This is a genomic window from Acinetobacter sp. CAU_H_60, assembly GCF_058599385.1.
This window is the reverse complement of sequence record NZ_CM178653.1, coordinates 1,563,466-1,579,655: the sequence shown is the minus strand read 5'-3', so window position 1 is coordinate 1,579,655 and position 16,190 is coordinate 1,563,466. Positions and strand designations below refer to the sequence as shown.

The following is a 16,190-nucleotide window of genomic DNA, read 5'->3' as shown; positions in this document are numbered from 1 at the left end:
TGAATGCTCCTTATTGGCCGGATAACAGTTTTTGTGCATCAAGTAAGCGCCTTGCCATATCGCCAATGGTAATCCGGTGACTCATGGCATTTTTGCGCAACAGGGCAAATGCTTCTTCTTCGCTCAGTCCATGCAGCTGGATCAGCAGGACTTTGGCTTTATCAATATCCCTGCGATCACTTAATTTTTCCTGAGTTTCCTTCAGGTCATGTAACAACTTTTTATGTTTCTGGAATTGTTCAATTGATATTTCCAGAATATTTTCCAGTTTGGTTGGATCGATCCCGTCCACAATATATGCCGTGACTCCGGCATCAATGGCATTTCTGATGGTGTCCTTGTTGGAATTTTGGGTAAACAGAACCGTTGGTAATTCATACTGACTCACGCAGCTTTCGATAATATCGCGATGAGGATGATCCATATTTAACAGAATTACATCGGCATGCAGACTTTTGATATCAACAATGTTGAGGTCATTCAGAATGACACAGGCCACCACATGAAAATCATGTGCAAGCAAAGAAGCCTGAATAAATTCAGCGCGTTCTGGATCATCATCAATCAGGGCAATTCGTAATTTAGACATGCAAGATTTTTAGCTAGTACATCGGGGAATATTCCATAAGGACTTATGCAAAAAACATACCATGCAATTTGGTGCAAAAAATCAGGAGATCAGGTTAAAAGTGTCATAAAAATAGTGCAGAGGAACTTAAAAGGCCGAATTAACCTGACTAAAATGAGGCGTTCTTGAAATAAGCGCACTAAAAGAAGGAGTTTTAAGGCGAATAAGAATCGCAGATTCAAATCCCAAGTGCGACACATTTGTAGTTAGTTGAAAAAGTTAGGTGTATTCATAGAATCATTAGACTTTTTCAACTCGCAATTGGAAAGCACACAATGAAGAAATACACCCAACTTTCTCAAGATGAAAGATACGAAATTTATGCTACTTTGAAAAGTAAAAGCTCAATCGCTAACCTTGCTCGGGAGTTAGGGCGTTCACGATCAACCATCTACCGTGAATTAAAAAGAAATACTGGGCAACGTGGATATAGGGCTCAACAGGCAGCTAAATTTGCAAGTCAAAGACGGTACCGTCCTTCCTCATCAATGACAGCATTTGCCTTCGCCTATATTGATTATTTAATTGGCTTGGACTGGTCACCAGAACAAATTTCAGGTGCTTTAACACAACGCGGTTGGCTGGATGTACCTTCACATGAGTGGATTTACCAGTACATTTATCAAGATAAATCAAAAGGCGGTAAACTCCATCTACACTTAAGGCATCAGAAGAAATATCGAAAACGAGGTTACAAAAACACGGATCTTAGGGGGCAAATCATTGATAAAACAAGTATTCACTGTCGAGACCAGGTCATTGATCAACGACAACGTTTAGGAGATTTCGAAGGTGACACGGTGATTGGTAAACATCATAAAGGTGCTTTATTAACCCTTGTTGATCGAAAGAGCCTGTATGTACATATTGTTCATTTAGGATCAACGAGAGCATCCTCTCAAACGATTACTTGTGCGTTAGATCGTTTACGAATGAGCCATGCTTATAGTGTGACATTTGATAATGGTAAAGAATTTTCCGAACACAAAAGAATTACTGATGCCGGGATAGAGACGTATTTTGCTGATCCTTACAAGTCTATTCAGCGAGCTAGAAATGAAAATACGAATGGTTTAATCCGTCAATATCTGCCAAAATCATCATCGTTTGATGACGTGTCAAACGAACAAATAGAGCAGATAGAATTTGCACTCAACCATCGTCCTAGAAAAACGCTAGGTTGGTATACACCGAGTCAAGTTATGGCTGGTTTTTATACTGTTGCACTTGCCGCTTGAATCCGCCAATATAAAATTCATCGCTTAGATCAATTTTAATTTCATCCAGATGATCGGGAAAAATAAAAAATCAAATATAGATAAAAATATTGGAATAATAATTGCTTATTTTTAATCCACTATAAAATAAAAAGGTGGAATAGACATGAAATTACAACTTATACCATCACTGCTAGTAATAAGCAGTCTTTTGATGGCGGGTAATGTGATGGCAGAAGATGGTGGTTTACGTTTTACTGAGAAAAATCTGGCCAAAGTGACAGAAATGAAAACCAAGAAAAAATTAGCCGAAACCCAGCAAGCTGCACCATTACAAGCGCAAGTAATCAAAAATACCTCTAAATAACAATAGCCAAAATACATGAAGAAACTCTCCAGCAGGAGGGTTTCTTTTTTGGCTGAAATTTATAAGCCGTAGTTCGAAAAGTAAGAGTTTTATTTTCTGGCTATTACTTAGATCTTGGTTTGGAAACCTGTCTACTAAACTGATCTTTATGAATCAGAATATTGTTTATATCCTTAAAATTTTTAATTTAAATCACTTTTTGCCAACTCGAATGAGATGGTTACAAGAAAAAAATATATATCTATAAATTACAAATACTTAATAAATTAGATGTCAGAACTTGTTTGAATTTATCTGCGATATTGCAAAGTACTGACAGATTATTTGTATAGAATAAATTAAAAATATTGCCGCACCAGTCAGATATTTTGGCAGAAAATATCTGCTTAATTTTGCATGCTTCATTTATGCTACAGCTTAAATTTTTAAGCCAAGTCCTAAAGCAGATCAGGATCACTTATACAGGATTGTATAAATTCGCCATGAATATGATAAAAATTCCTCTCAAGAAAAATCCGCTTAGCCTAATGATACTATCGGCATTTTCAGGCCATCTTTATGCTGAAACTACGCTAGTGCAGGATAGTGTTCAGCAACTGGACACTATTGTGGTGACCACAGAGCAAAATACAAATTCCCAGCAAGGGACTGAGGCGGAACTTGCCAGCGTTTCGGGAGGAACCAATTTTATTTCAGATCAGCAGCTCGAACATCAGCGTTTGGGAACCACTGCTGACGTCTTCCGTCTCCAGCCCGGTATTTATGCCCAGTCACCGGGCAATGAAGGAGCCAAAATTTCTATCCGTGGTTCTGGCATTAACCGTACTTCTGGTGCACACGCATCCGGAACTTATGTCATGATCGATGATATTCCCTTTACCGGGCCAGGTGGTACAGCTTATGAACTGCTTGAACCGTGGTGGATTGATCATGTTGGGGTGTACCGTGGTGCCAATGGTTTAAAACAGGGCGGATTGTCCTTAGGTGGAACAGTTAACTATAAAAGTAAGACTGGTGCAGAGCAGAATGGCTCTGAATTAAAATACGAAGCGGGTAGCCATGGCTATCAGAAATACCAGTTTAGTACTGGCCGACAACTCGACAAGTTAGATTATTATCTGGCAGTGACGGGTTCGCAGTTTGATGGGATTCAGGATCATGCCGAAAGTGATGGTAAAGGTCTGGCTTTTAATCTGGGTTATCAGATCAGTCCAGATATTGAGACCCGCTTTTATGCCCGTTACCGTGAAAGCAAACATTTAACGCCGGGGCGCATTACCCAGGAACAGCTCAAGAATAATCCTGGAGCAGCCAATGATTTTAATCTGGCTGTAGATGCCAAGCGGATTCAGCCGGGCAGTACCTGGCTGGCAAATACTACCACCTGGAACTTGCAGGATGATTCCAAACTGACCGGTAGTCTGGCTTATCATCATTATCCATTGGATCTACGTGAAAGTAGTTATCGTACCAATGTCGATTATGAAGATATTAGTGCAAGAATCCAGTATGAGAAACCTTATCAGTTATTCGGTCTTGAACATCAAGGAAAAGTTGCTTTTCGAAGTACCACGCACCGTCCGAATAGTGGTGTAACCGAAACAATTCGACGCGATACTACAATTGATGGCACGCTTTATCCGGCAGATACCGTAACACGCCATTATACTTATCGTGGTTCAGACAATGTGCTGCAATTTGATCAGGAAACTCAGTTGAATGATCAGTTTAAGCTTGATCTAGGATTGGCAGCAGCCTATACCCACCGTGAGAGTGAAGTGACTTATCCTGTGGCTAGTCCTGAAGTTAGCCGCTATGAATGGAATTTCGCCCCGCGTATTGGCCTGACTTATCAGCCAAGTGAGATGCTGCAATGGTTTGCCAATTTAAGTCGTAGTATTGAACCGGCACATCCATGGGCAATGGCATGGTCTTCACCTTATTATTTTGATAGTGGTGTCGCTTCAGGGCGGGTACGTGAACCTATTTATCTGGACACGCAAACTGCAAATACTTTAGAACTGGGTGGCAGGGGCCAATCAGCTTGGGGTGATTGGGCACTGAGCTATTATTATTCCAAGGTTAAAAACGAGTTATTAACCTCAGAGTTGATCAAAACCTATGAGGATGGATCGGAACGACCTTCTGAACCAATTGCCGTTGAATCCAATGCAACTCCCACCCTTCATCAAGGTGTAGAACTCAGTCTGGATACATCATTGTATGCATCACAGCAGGGTGAACTTCGCCTACGACAGGCTTATACCTTGAGTGATTTCCAATATAAAAACGATCCTTTATTTGGCAAAAACCAGCTGCCGGGAATTCCAAAACACCTTTATCAGGCGCAGCTCAGTTATGCCTTGAATAATGGTTTTTATGTGGGGTTAAATACTGAATATGCATCGAAGATGGCACATGATTATGCCAATAGCCGCTTCAGTGATGATTATCAGATTTGGGGTATTAATCTGGGATATGCGCCAGAAGATCAGTCATGGAGTGCCTGGGTTAACTTCAAGAACATCACCGATGAGAAATATGCAGCAGTGGTGATTCCAGGTCTTAATGATAATGGGAAAGATGAAGCACGATCTTCACCAGGTGAAGGTTTCTCGACCTATGCAGGTGTGTCGTTTAAATTTTAAAATCATCACTTCATAAAAAAGCGGGCATTTTTGCCCGCTTTTTTTATCCTGTCAGCTTGTATAAAACTAACCTTCCAGAATTCCACTGACACCTGTCACAATCATATCAATGGCAATAGTACCGATTAGTAACGCTGCGACACGACCAACGATATCGACATAAAGGTCAATGTAGTTGGAATATTTATGCTGTAAATGATCATGCAGGTATTTCATCAGAATTAGCAAGCTACAGGTCAGAAACAGGGTAAAGAAAATCACCAGAATGGTTTGCATTAAACTGAGCTGAATCCCGGTAATCACGGAAGCCGAAATGGTGCCGGGACCGATCATAAACGGCATGGCAATCGTACCCGCCAGATGACTGGGCGCTCCACGCATCACACCAATCGTATCAGCACCTTCAAAGACATAACGATAGCCAATCACCAGAAAAATAATACCGCCAAAAATCTGGAAGGACTCAAACCGTACATGCAAGACTTCATTAAAGAAGGCTTCACCGGTTTTTGCAAAAATGATGAACACAATAAAGCTGATCAGACTGCCCTGAATCAATGCCATGTTGAATACTTTTGCGTCGGAATTACGGATAATTCCGAGCATATAAATACTCATCAGAAAAGGGTTGAGCAGGGAGAAAAACAGGGCAAATGCATTCAAACTTTCTGACATCATTCAGTCCTTCCGTAGTTGAGATATCCTAGATTTCACGGTCCGGGAACAGCGGACGTTTACCTGGGCTGATCCGGTTAATATGCAGATACATCATATGGCGTTCATATTTATCCAGGATGTCATTGATCACCTGTTCCTTACTATAACCGACCAGATCGTTGCCCTGAGAGCCTTCAAACAGATAACTTTCCAGACGATAGTAATAACGTTTGGTTCGTTTACCCCGTGAACTGAAATTTGGCGTGTCATAGCGTACCGGCCATATTTCATAGACAAAGTTTTCTTCTTCATCCAGCTGAATGGTGAGATCCAGATGATACAGTTCAGGTTCTTCCTCAAGCGGTTTTTCCTGAATATTTACTTGAATGCCTTTGTCAATTAACTCGGTTGCAACGGCCTCAATGGCTGGTTTGCAAACATTATCCAGCATGGTTCGGGTCTGGGATAGGCTTGGATGCAGCATGACCCGGCTCAGACGCTTCTTCCAGTTCAGGATGTCCACATTACCGACCACAGGCGCAGCATTCAGACTGGTACTGGCCTGCCGAAAATCCTCCAGACGCAAGGACTTATACAGTCCGGCCATCACAAAGAAAATCACGAAACTAAAAGGCAGACCCATAATAATCGTGGTGTTCTGTAATGCTGTCACGCCATTCGCCATGAGCATTGCCAAAGTTAGCAAACCGATAGCAATGGCCCAGAACACACTGAGCCAGCGCGGTGAATCATGCTCAATATTAGTGAATTTAGTGGTGAAGTTCCCCAATACCAATGCCCCTGAATCCGCTGAAGTCACATAGAACAGCAAACCTGTAATGGTGGCGACACCTGCGAGAAATGTGAAACCTGGATACTGTGCTAGCAGGTCATAAAAACCATGCGCTGGATTTTCTAAAACAGTTGTCGCAAGCTGAGTATTACCATCAAAAATCACGCTGTATAAAGCACTGTTACCGAAAATAGACAACCAGGTCAGGGTAAATAACAGAGGAATAACTAAAGTCCCGGTGACAAATTCACGAATAGTACGACCACGGGAAATACGTGCCAGGAACAGACCGACAAAAGGCGACCAGGCAATCCACCATGCCCAGAAGAACAGGGTCCAGCTATTCATCCATTCTTTAGGCTGCTCAAAAGGAAAACTGCTTAAAGAGAGTTTCGGGAACTGGCTGAGATAATCACCAAAATTCTGAATTAGAGCCGCTAATAAAAACTCTGTATTTCCCATAAAGAGAATAAAGAGCAGCAACCCGATTGATACATAGATATTAATTTCAGACAGAACCCGAATACCTTTATTGACACCCGCAGTCACGGAAATAATAGTAATAATGACTGCAACACCAATTAATGCAGTTTGAATCCAGATATTTTCCGGCAAGCCGAACAGGACATGCAGACCGTAGTTCAGCTGAACCACACCAATACCGCAGGTTGTGGCAATACCAAAAATCGTACCGAGTACTGCAGCGGTATCTACTGTATGGCCAATTGGGCCATTAATTCTTTTTCCAAAAATAGGATAAAGCGCAGAGCGAATTGTCAGCGGTAAATTATAGCGATAACTGAAATAACCCAACGCAACCCCAATCAGCGCGTACATGCTCCAGCCGGTCAGACCATAGTGAAACAGGGTCCAGACCATAGACTGACGCGCGGCTTCAAAGGTTTCAGCTTCACCGACTGGAGGACTCATATAATGAGACAAGGGTTCAGCGACCGAGAAGAACATCAAATCAATCCCGATCCCGGCTGAGAACAACATGGCCGACCAGCTCAGCAGGCTGAATTCGGGTTTAGAATGTTTGGGACCAAGCTTGATTTCGCCATAACGTGAGCAGGCGATAAAGACAATAAAAACCAGATACAGCGTTGCCGCCAGCAGGTAATACCAGCTAAAGGTACTACTGACCCAGTTTAAAATATTAATAATGATTAGATTGGCTTGTTCATTAAATAAAATCGTGATGATAGAAAACAGCAGAATAAGCGTCGCCGAACAATAAAAGACTACCTTATTCAGACTATCTTGCACCTCTTCGTTTTTCTTTTGCATAAATCTCTGACCATCGTTTTTGTTGCCGGATGATCTACAGTGCAGTGTGATTTAAAAGCAAAAGCTGGCCCTAAAGCTTCCTTGTTTTCGTGAATTACAAACTTTTGCAAATCCAAAACAAACTGCGCTGTACATCAAGGGTGAGCTGGCACTATAATTTTTATTAATTGAACGTTCAATTAAAAAAGCGTTTATGAATTGTTACATCATTCAGCTATTTGCTTTAGCAGAGTGATTTTTTATTGCTACATCCGTTATTCAGGTTAGTCCTATGCCAAAAGTTGGTATGCAACCGATCCGTCGTCAGCAACTGATCGATGCCACCTTAGCTGCAGTCAATGAGCTAGGTTTTGCAGAAGCTTCAATTAGTCAGATTGCTCAGAGGGCAGGTGTCTCAACCGGCATCATAAGTCATTATTTTCAAGGTAAAAATGGGTTAATTGAAGCCACAATGCGTTACTTATTGCAGCAATTAGGTAAGTCTGTTGCTGAAATCAAGTCACAGGTGAATGACGCCCCTGAACAACGCTTACTGGCGATTGTGCGTGGCAATTTTACTGCTCCACAAACAGATAAAGCGGCCATGAAGGTGTGGTTGGCTTTTTGGGCCAGCAGTCTGCACCAGCCTGATTTACATCGTTTACAGCAAATAAACCATTACCGCTTACATTCCAATCTTAAATATGAATTCATGAAAAAGCTGAGTAAGGATCAAGCTGAGAAGGCAGCACAAGGTCTGGCTGCACTCATTGATGGATTCTGGCTAAGAGGTGCTTTAGTAAGTGGCGAAATTGATCCAGAACTGCCGATTGAACTGTGTAGTGAATATATCCGGCAACAACTCAAATAACCAATCTGCGAGGGAATTCCATTGACAACATTCAAACTGCAACGTCCTTATATCCATGGACAATATGTCGATGCAACGTCCAATAGCACGTTTCAAACGATTAATCCTGCAACAGGCGAAGTCCTGGCTGAAGTGCAGGTCTGTTCAAAAAATGATATCGATCGTGCGGTTGAATCTGCACAACAAGGGCAAAAAGTCTGGGCAGAAATGACCGCGATTCAACGTTCGCGCATCTTGAACAAGGCAGTCGCCATTTTACGCGAGCGCAACGATGAGCTGGCAAAATTAGAAAGCCTGGACAGCGGTAAAGCCTTTAGTGAAACATCGACTGTTGATATTACGACAGGTGCAGATGTACTCGAATATTATGCGGGGATTCTACCGGTTCTTGAAGGCCAGCAAATCCCGCTGAGAAGCAGTTCCTTTGTCTATACCCGCCGTGAACCTTTGGGTGTGGTTGCCGGGATTGGCGCATGGAATTATCCGATTCAGATCGCATTGTGGAAATCTGCACCGGCACTCGCTGCAGGCAATGCCATGATTTTCAAAGCCAGTGAAGTTACGCCTTTAACTGCGCTGAAACTGGCAGAAATTTATACTGAAGCTGGTGTACCGCATGGTGTCTTTAATGTGGTTACCGGCAGTGGTGAAATTGGTGGTTATCTGACTTCGCATCCTGATATTGCCAAAGTATCGTTTACTGGTGGCGTTTCAACCGGTAAAAAAGTCATGGCGCAAGCTGCTAATTCTAGTTTGAAAGAAGTCACCATGGAGCTGGGTGGTAAGTCTCCGCTGATTATCTGTGAAGATGCCGATCTGGATTTGGCGGCCGATATTGCCATGATGGCCAATTTCTATAGTTCCGGTCAGGTGTGTACCAACGGTACTCGCGTATTTGTGCCTTTGGCATTGAAAACAGCATTTGAAGAAAAGATTTTGCAGCGTGTTGAACATATCCGTATGGGTGATCCACTTGATCCTGAAACCAATTTCGGTCCGGTTTCCAGCTTTGAGCATATGGAAAAAGTGCTGGGCTATATCGAAAAAGGCAAGATAGAAGGGGCACGTCTATTATGTGGCGGCGGCCGTGCTGAGGATGAACAGTTTGCCCAAGGGGCTTATGTCCTGCCAACCGTGTTTACCGACTGCCGCGATGACATGACTATTGTACGTGAAGAAATCTTCGGTCCAGTCATGAGCATCCTGAGTTATGACACCGAGCAAGAAGCCATTCGTCGTGCCAATGATACTGATTATGGTCTGGCTGCAGGTGTCGTCACACCAGACTTAGCCCGTGCACACCGAATTATTCATCAGGTCGAAGCCGGTATCTGCTGGATCAATACCTGGGGTGAATCGCCTGCAGAAATGCCTGTCGGTGGTTATAAACATTCCGGTGTTGGACGTGAAAATGGGCTTGTGACCTTGCAGCATTACACCCAGACCAAATCGGTTCAGGTCGAACTCAGTCCTTTCCAATCTGTATTTAGCGCATAAGGGGGATTTGATGAATTACGACTATATTATTATCGGTGCGGGCTCTGCGGGTAATGTTCTGGCAGCGCGTTTAACTGAAGATCCAGATACTAAGGTGCTATTACTTGAGGCAGGTGGCCCGGACTATCGTCTGGATTTTAGAACCCAGATGCCGGCTGCTTTAGCTTATCCTTTACAAGGACGCCGTTATAACTGGGCCTATCTGACCGATCCAGAACCCCACATGAACAATCGCCGTATGGAATGCGGCCGTGGTAAAGGTCTGGGCGGATCTTCACTGATTAATGGCATGTGCTATATCCGTGGTAATGCTATGGATCTGGAACAGTGGGCCAGCCTTAAAGGTCTGGAACACTGGAACTATGCGCAGTGTCTACCCTATTACAAAAAAGCTGAAACCCGCGATATTGGCGGCAATGACTATCATGGCGATTCAGGTCCGGTTTCGGTGGCAACGCCTAAACAGGGCAATAATGAACTGTTTCATGCCATGATCGAAGCAGGTGTACAGGCCGGTTATCCACGTACCGATGATCTGAACGGTTACCAACAGGAAGGCTTCGGTCCGATGGATCGAACTGTGACGCCGCAAGGTCGCCGATCCAGTACTGCACGCGGTTATCTGGACATGGCCAAAGGTCGCGACAACCTGACGATTATTACCCATGCCATGACCAATAGAATTCTGTTTAACCAGAAACAGGCGATAGGTGTAGAGTATTTCGAGGGGCAAAATACCTTGCAGCCGATTCAGGTGTTTGCCGATCGTGAAGTGCTACTTTGTGCTGGTGCAATTGCATCACCGCAAATCCTGCAACGTTCTGGTGTGGGTTCGGCTGAACTGTTAAAAAGTCTGGATATTCCTGTAGTTCAGGATTTACCGGGAGTGGGTGAAAACCTGCAAGACCATCTGGAAATGTACTTGCAATATCAGTGCAAAAAACCGGTGAGCTTATATCCGGCTTTGAAATGGTATAACCAGCCGATGATTGGGGCAGAATGGTTATTTTTGGGTAAGGGCATTGGCGCGAGCAATCAGTTTGAAGCAGGTGGTTTTATCCGCTCTTCAGATGAATTTGAATGGCCGAATATTCAGTATCACTTTTTACCGATTGCGATTAACTACAATGGCACCAATGCCATTCATGAGCATGGTTTTCAAGCTCATGTTGGTTCAATGCGTTCGCCGTCGCGTGGCCGTGTCCGTCTGAAATCCAAAGACCCGTTTGAGCATCCAAGTATTCTGTTTAACTATATGAGTACGGAACAGGACTGGCGCGAATTCCGGGATGCTATCCGTATTACCCGTGAAATTATGCATCAGCCCGCCCTGGATCCTTATCGCGGTGAAGAAATCAGTCCGGGCAAAAATCTGCAAACTGATGCAGAAATTGATGAATTTGTTCGTAATCATGCAGAAACAGCGTATCATCCGTCCTGTAGCTGTAAAATGGGTGAGGATGATATGGCAGTTGTCGATGGTTATGGGCGTGTGCATGAGATGCAAGGCCTGCGTGTTATCGATGCTTCAATTATGCCGCTTATTATTACAGGCAACCTCAATGCAACCACGATCATGATGGCTGAAAAGCTTGCAGATCATATCCGTGGCAAGCAGGCATTACCTGCTTCTACAGCGCCTTTCTACCGGGCCCCACGCGCTTAAGTCATGGCTATATTCCTGTTGCTTGTTGCATCAAGGAATATAGCGAAATTTATTTTTACCCAAAGCTGGATAGGGCTGTCATCGGTTTCAGTGTTATCCATTCTTTGCTTAATATAATTTATATTTTATGAGAATTTTCAAACAAACAGTCCTTTTCGGCTGTGCTGCTGTTTCTAGTGTTTATTGTTTTGCAGATGATGCAGAAGCAAAAAAAATTGAAACCAGTGGAAACATCAGTGTAGTTTCTAAATACATCTCCCGTGGTCTGACCAATGCGCCAGAAAATGATGACGTTGCCTTACAGGCAGCGCTGAATCTGGCTTATGGTAATTTTTATGTCGGTTACTGGGGCTCAACCTTAGGTTATTCCTATCCGGAACTGGAAGGCAAGAAGTCACATCGTCGCGATAAAGTCGAACATGATTTTATCGTGGGCTATACCTATAGCAGTGAAAACTACGACTGGAATTTTTGGGATGCGACCTACTATTATCCGGGTGGCAGCCATACCACTTCAAATGAATTAGGTTTGAATGTAAGTCGTGCACTGAATGACAAGACCAGCGTCACAGCGGGTGTATCGACCTATTTATATGATGTCGCCTATGCCAATCAAGGTGATACTTTTTATACCCTGGATTTAACCCATCAGATTAATAACAAGTTTGGTGCGCATGTCGGTGCAGCAGGTGGTTATTTTAATGATGAAGGTAAATATGAAGGTAATGAGCTAGGTAATACCACAAAACAGCATGCTTTCCGTTATGCAACTGCTGGATTAAGTTATGAAGTTGCGCCGAAATTGACCTTGTCTGGTGATTATATCTTCGGTGGTTACGACCGTTTTGGTGATAAACAGCGCGATCTCGCTGTGTTTGGTATTGGCTATGACTTTTAAGTTGGATCTTGATCTGATTTAAAAGACGCATTTCGCAGTCCATAAAATCCAGTCGGGAACAGCAAGTATCAATAAAAACAGCCTGTTCCCGGCTTAAAGCCAGATTTCCTGAATATTTAATTAACAGATATTTTGATAAATCTGCAGGAAATTCGAGCAAACATTATCAATTTCATAAAATGATTCTATAATAGCGCCCATTCTTACTCGAGCTAATCCTCAAACTAACTAGTTGAAGGTTTAACCCGGGTTATTTTTATTTTTGAGTCAAATTCTCCTCCGTGATTCGGCTTGTATATTCAGATTTAGCATCTTATCTGTCCGTGGCGGCACATAAGAATATTTAGGTATCCACATGGAAATTAAGGTCAATTATCTCGATAATCTTCGTCAGGAAGCCAAGTTCGATGACTTCACGGTAATCGCCGATCAGCCGATCCGCTATAAAGGTGATGGTTCTGCGCCAGGTCCATTTGATTATTTTCTGGCATCTTCTGCGTTGTGTGCAGCTTATTTTGTTAAAGTTTATTGTGCAGCGCGTGACATTCCAACCGACAATATCCGTCTGTCTCAAAACAATATCGTCGATCCTGAAAACCGCTACAAACAGATTTTTAAAATTCAGGTCGAGCTACCGGCTGATATCTCTGAAAAAGACCGTCAGGGGATTTTGCGTTCGATCGACCGTTGTACCGTCAAAAAAGTCATTCAAACCGGTCCTGAATTTGTCATAGAAGAAGTTGAAAGCATTGATGCCGATGCGCAGGCTTTGTTGATGCCAAATCTGGCTTCAGACAGCCTAACCTGTATTCCGGGTAAAGACTTACCACTCGAAGAAACTATTGCCAATATGTCTGCGATTCTGGCAGGCCTCGGCATGAAAATTGAAATTGCGTCTTGGCGTAACATTGTACCGAATGTCTGGTCACTACATATTCGTGATGCTCAGTCACCGATGTGCTTTACCAATGGTAAAGGTTCTACCAAGGAGAGTGCGTTGGCATCTGCCTTGGGTGAATTTATTGAACGCCTGAACTGCAACTTCTTCTATAATGATCAGTTCTGGGGTGAAGATATTGCCAATGCAGAATTTGTGCATTATCCAGATGAAAAATGGTTCCAGCCAGGTCCGAATGGCGAACTACCTGCAGAAGTTTTAGATGAACATACCCGTGAAATTTATGATCCTGAAGATGAGTTATTGGGTACCCATCTTTATGACACCAACTCGGGTAATAAGGCTCGTGGCATCTGTTCATTGCCATTTGTACGTCAATCTGATGGTGAAACCGTTTATTTTCCGTCGAATCTGATTGAAAACTTATACTTGAGCAATGGTATGAGCGCCGGGAATACGCTGGCTGAAGCGCAAGTACAATGTCTGTCTGAAATTTTTGAGCGTGCAGTTAAACGCGAAATTCTGGAAGGTGAACTGGCACTTCCGGATGTGCCTGAACATGTTCTGGCAAAATATCCAAAAATTGTTGAAGGCATTAAAGGTCTGGAAGAACAGGGCTTTCCGGTTCTGGTCAAAGATGCGTCATTAGGCGGCCAGTTCCCGGTGATGTGTGTCACCTTGATGAACCCGCGTACGGGTGGTGTCTTTGCCTCATTCGGTGCACATCCAAACTTTGAAGTGGCTTTAGAGCGCAGTCTGACTGAACTGTTACAAGGCCGTAGTTTTGAAGGCCTGAATGATCTGCCAAAACCCACCTTTAGCTCAAATGCAGTCACTGAACCGAATAACTTTGTTGAGCACTTTATTGACTCAAGTGGTGTGGTGTCTTGGCGTTTCTTCAGTGCAAAATCTGATTATGATTTTGTCGAGTGGGATTTCACCAATAATGGTCAAAACTCAAATGCCGATGAAGCGCAGGAATTGTTTACCATTCTGGAAGAGATGGGCCACGAAGTTTATATGGCGGTCTATCAGCATTTAGGTGCAACCGCTTGTCGTATTCTGGTGCCAGGTTATTCTGAAATTTATCTGGTTGAAGATCTGGTTTGGGACAATACTAACAAGGCGCTGTTATATCGTGAAGATATTCTGAACCTGCATCGTCTGGATGATGAACAGCTGGAAGCTCTGGTTGAACGTCTGGAAGAAGCAGATGAAGATGATTACACCGAAATCCGTACCTTGATCGGGATTGAATTTGACGAAAATACCGAATGGGGTCAGTTGACCATTCTGGAACTAAAACTCCTGATCTATCTGGCTTTACAGCAATTTGAAGAAGCTAAAGACCTGGTCGAACAGTTCCTGCAATACAATACCAACACGGTTGAACGTGGCCTGTTCTATCAATGCATGAATGTAGTGCTTGAAGTCATTCTGGATGATGAAATGGAACTGGAAGACTATGAACATAACTTCCGCCGTATGTTTGGCGATGCCCGTATGGATGCAGTCCTCGGTTCAGTAGAAGGTACAGTACGTTTCTACGGTTTAGCTGAAACCAATATGCAGCTTGAAGGTCTGGATCGTCATCTACGTTTAATTGATAGCTATAAGAAACTGCATGCAGCGCGTGCCAAGTTTGTAGCAGCGTAATAAGTGAAGATGATTAGCAGACTTTGCTAGTCTTTAAATCTTTAAAAAATAGCCCATCTTAGAATGGGCTATTTTTTATATTGCACAAATATTTTGCGAGTGATTTAAAAAAGAAAAATAAAGGGCGATCATTGCCGCCCATTTAAATCTTAAATAACAGCTTAAATATTATTTAAAGTCAGGGAAATGTTATTGACCATATGAATCAGACGAGGACCAATCTCATTTTCCAGTTTTTCCTGATTGAGCAGGTAAGTTGGCGCGCCGCAGTTAAAGGTCAAAATACCATGTTTAGGATGAATCAATGGCACAGCGACAGAGTTCACATCTTTGGCCCAATCACCGAGAGATAAGCAATAGCCATAATCCTGATAGTCTCGGATGGCACGTTCTAAATTACGCTTAATGGTTGGCCATTGATCTTCATTTCTTTTCTTGATCGCATCAAATAAATATTCACGTTCTTTAACTTCCATCGCAGCCAGGCAGGCACGACCCATCGCACTACTGTGGATAGGCAGGGTAGAGCCAACCGGACGACGCATGGTTAAAGTAGACTCTGTATGAACCACTTCCAAATAAATCATGCTCAGGCGATCACGGGTTGCCATGGCGACAGGTGCTTGTGCATAACGTGACATTTCTTCCATAAATGGATATGCCTGAGTACGGGCCGAAATATTGCTTAACGCCGCATAACCCAAAGCCAATACACCAACGTCCAACAGGTATTTGGTCGTATTCGGTAACTGTTTTAGATAACCTAAAGAAACCAGCGTGCTAGTGATCCGGGCAACAGTAGGTTTTGGTAGATTAGTCAGCTGTGCAATTTCCTGGTTGCCCAGTAATTGATTCGTTGCAGAAAAACATCTGAGGATTTCTAAACCACGTGCAATAGACGCGATAAATTGTGGGTTATTTTCTCTATGAATATGTGAAATCGGATCTAAACGGATCTCATCAAAATTAGGTATTTCGCCAGTTTTATTTTTTGTCATGGTCAGAGCAATTAAAGGTAAATTAATAAATATGATAGCAATTAAATTTCACGATACAAAATAAAACACTTCTATTAATGATAAAAATAAATAAAAAAGTGCTCACTTTATCTGTATTTAGGTCAAT

Annotated in this window: 13 protein-coding genes; 9 read left to right on the top strand and 4 right to left on the bottom strand. The window is 42.9% G+C overall.

Going from position 1 to position 16,190, the window contains the following annotated elements; all coding sequences use genetic code 11:
• Window positions 1-10: 10 nt before the first annotated feature.
• Window positions 11-589 (bottom strand): ANTAR domain-containing response regulator, encoded by a 579-nt coding sequence (locus AC4MBN_RS07310; protein WP_004785667.1) that lies wholly within the window; start codon window positions 587-589, stop codon window positions 11-13.
• Window positions 590-903: 314 nt separating this feature from the next.
• On the opposite strand from AC4MBN_RS07310, the gene AC4MBN_RS07305 reads away from it, so the two are divergent.
• The 3 genes from AC4MBN_RS07305 to AC4MBN_RS07295 all read left to right on the top strand — a co-directional run bounded on the left by AC4MBN_RS07305 (window position 904) and on the right by AC4MBN_RS07295 (window position 4,860).
• Window positions 904-1,866, top strand: coding sequence for an IS30-like element IS18 family transposase (locus tag AC4MBN_RS07305; RefSeq protein WP_491880052.1), 963 nt, complete (start codon window positions 904-906; stop codon window positions 1,864-1,866).
• Between the two features lie 145 nt (window positions 1,867-2,011).
• Window positions 2,012-2,212 (top strand): hypothetical protein, encoded by a 201-nt coding sequence (locus tag AC4MBN_RS07300; RefSeq protein WP_491880051.1) that lies wholly within the window; start codon window positions 2,012-2,014, stop codon window positions 2,210-2,212.
• 482 nt (window positions 2,213-2,694) lie between these two features.
• Complete coding sequence (locus AC4MBN_RS07295; protein ID WP_491880050.1) at window positions 2,695-4,860, top strand: TonB-dependent receptor family protein; 2,166 nt, start codon at window positions 2,695-2,697, stop codon at window positions 4,858-4,860.
• A gap of 66 nt (window positions 4,861-4,926) precedes the next feature.
• Here the strand turns inward: AC4MBN_RS07295 and AC4MBN_RS07290 are convergent, their stop codons facing one another.
• Both AC4MBN_RS07290 and AC4MBN_RS07285 read right to left on the bottom strand, forming a co-directional pair.
• A complete protein-coding gene (locus AC4MBN_RS07290; protein WP_005266373.1) occupies window positions 4,927-5,535 on the bottom strand; it encodes a MarC family protein in 609 nt (202 codons plus the stop codon).
• 28 nt (window positions 5,536-5,563) lie between these two features.
• Window positions 5,564-7,600 (bottom strand): choline transporter, encoded by a 2,037-nt coding sequence (locus AC4MBN_RS07285; RefSeq protein ID WP_034585196.1) that lies wholly within the window; start codon window positions 7,598-7,600, stop codon window positions 5,564-5,566.
• 271 nt (window positions 7,601-7,871) lie between these two features.
• Here AC4MBN_RS07285 and betI point away from each other — a divergent pair, with 271 nt between their 5' ends.
• From betI to AC4MBN_RS07255, 6 genes are all read left to right on the top strand, one after another.
• Window positions 7,872-8,450, top strand: coding sequence for a transcriptional regulator BetI (betI, locus tag AC4MBN_RS07280; RefSeq protein ID WP_005235723.1), 579 nt, complete (start codon window positions 7,872-7,874; stop codon window positions 8,448-8,450).
• 21 nt (window positions 8,451-8,471) lie between these two features.
• Window positions 8,472-9,947 (top strand): betaine-aldehyde dehydrogenase, encoded by a 1,476-nt coding sequence (betB, locus tag AC4MBN_RS07275; RefSeq protein ID WP_491880049.1) that lies wholly within the window; start codon window positions 8,472-8,474, stop codon window positions 9,945-9,947.
• A gap of 10 nt (window positions 9,948-9,957) precedes the next feature.
• Window positions 9,958-11,613, top strand: a complete 1,656-nt coding sequence (gene betA, locus AC4MBN_RS07270) for a choline dehydrogenase (RefSeq protein WP_491880048.1) — start codon at window positions 9,958-9,960, stop codon at window positions 11,611-11,613.
• 127 nt (window positions 11,614-11,740) lie between these two features.
• Window positions 11,741-12,511 (top strand): TorF family putative porin, encoded by a 771-nt coding sequence (locus AC4MBN_RS07265; protein ID WP_491880047.1) that lies wholly within the window; start codon window positions 11,741-11,743, stop codon window positions 12,509-12,511.
• 29 nt (window positions 12,512-12,540) lie between these two features.
• Complete coding sequence (locus AC4MBN_RS07260) at window positions 12,541-12,702, top strand: hypothetical protein (RefSeq protein ID WP_488192938.1); 162 nt, start codon at window positions 12,541-12,543, stop codon at window positions 12,700-12,702.
• Window positions 12,703-12,866: 164 nt separating this feature from the next.
• Complete coding sequence (locus AC4MBN_RS07255; RefSeq protein WP_312533510.1) at window positions 12,867-15,065, top strand: OsmC domain/YcaO domain-containing protein; 2,199 nt, start codon at window positions 12,867-12,869, stop codon at window positions 15,063-15,065.
• A 161-nt stretch (window positions 15,066-15,226) separates the two neighbouring features.
• Here AC4MBN_RS07255 and AC4MBN_RS07250 read toward each other — a convergent pair whose 3' ends face one another.
• On the bottom strand, window positions 15,227-16,063 hold the full coding sequence (locus AC4MBN_RS07250; RefSeq protein ID WP_004785687.1) for an IclR family transcriptional regulator: 837 nt from the start codon (window positions 16,061-16,063) through the stop codon (window positions 15,227-15,229).
• Window positions 16,064-16,190: the final 127 nt, after the last annotated feature.

Excerpts from the sequence above, each read along its gene's own strand:
- AC4MBN_RS07305 (WP_491880052.1), top strand. The coding sequence starts at position 904 with ATGAAGAAATACACCCAACTTTCTCAAGATGAAAGATACGAAATTTAT.
- AC4MBN_RS07300 (WP_491880051.1), top strand. The coding sequence starts at position 2,012 with ATGAAATTACAACTTATACCATCACTGCTAGTAATAAGCAGTCTTTTG.
- AC4MBN_RS07265 (WP_491880047.1), top strand. The coding sequence starts at position 11,741 with ATGAGAATTTTCAAACAAACAGTCCTTTTCGGCTGTGCTGCTGTTTCT.
- AC4MBN_RS07295 (WP_491880050.1), top strand. The coding sequence starts at position 2,695 with ATGAATATGATAAAAATTCCTCTCAAGAAAAATCCGCTTAGCCTAATG.
- AC4MBN_RS07290 (WP_005266373.1), bottom strand. The coding sequence starts at position 5,535 with ATGTCAGAAAGTTTGAATGCATTTGCCCTGTTTTTCTCCCTGCTCAAC.
- AC4MBN_RS07285 (WP_034585196.1), bottom strand. The coding sequence starts at position 7,600 with ATGCAAAAGAAAAACGAAGAGGTGCAAGATAGTCTGAATAAGGTAGTC.
- AC4MBN_RS07310 (WP_004785667.1), bottom strand. The coding sequence starts at position 589 with ATGTCTAAATTACGAATTGCCCTGATTGATGATGATCCAGAACGCGCT.
- AC4MBN_RS07255 (WP_312533510.1), top strand. The coding sequence starts at position 12,867 with ATGGAAATTAAGGTCAATTATCTCGATAATCTTCGTCAGGAAGCCAAG.
- betA (WP_491880048.1), top strand. The coding sequence starts at position 9,958 with ATGAATTACGACTATATTATTATCGGTGCGGGCTCTGCGGGTAATGTT.
- betI (WP_005235723.1), top strand. The coding sequence starts at position 7,872 with ATGCCAAAAGTTGGTATGCAACCGATCCGTCGTCAGCAACTGATCGAT.
- AC4MBN_RS07250 (WP_004785687.1), bottom strand. The coding sequence starts at position 16,063 with ATGACAAAAAATAAAACTGGCGAAATACCTAATTTTGATGAGATCCGT.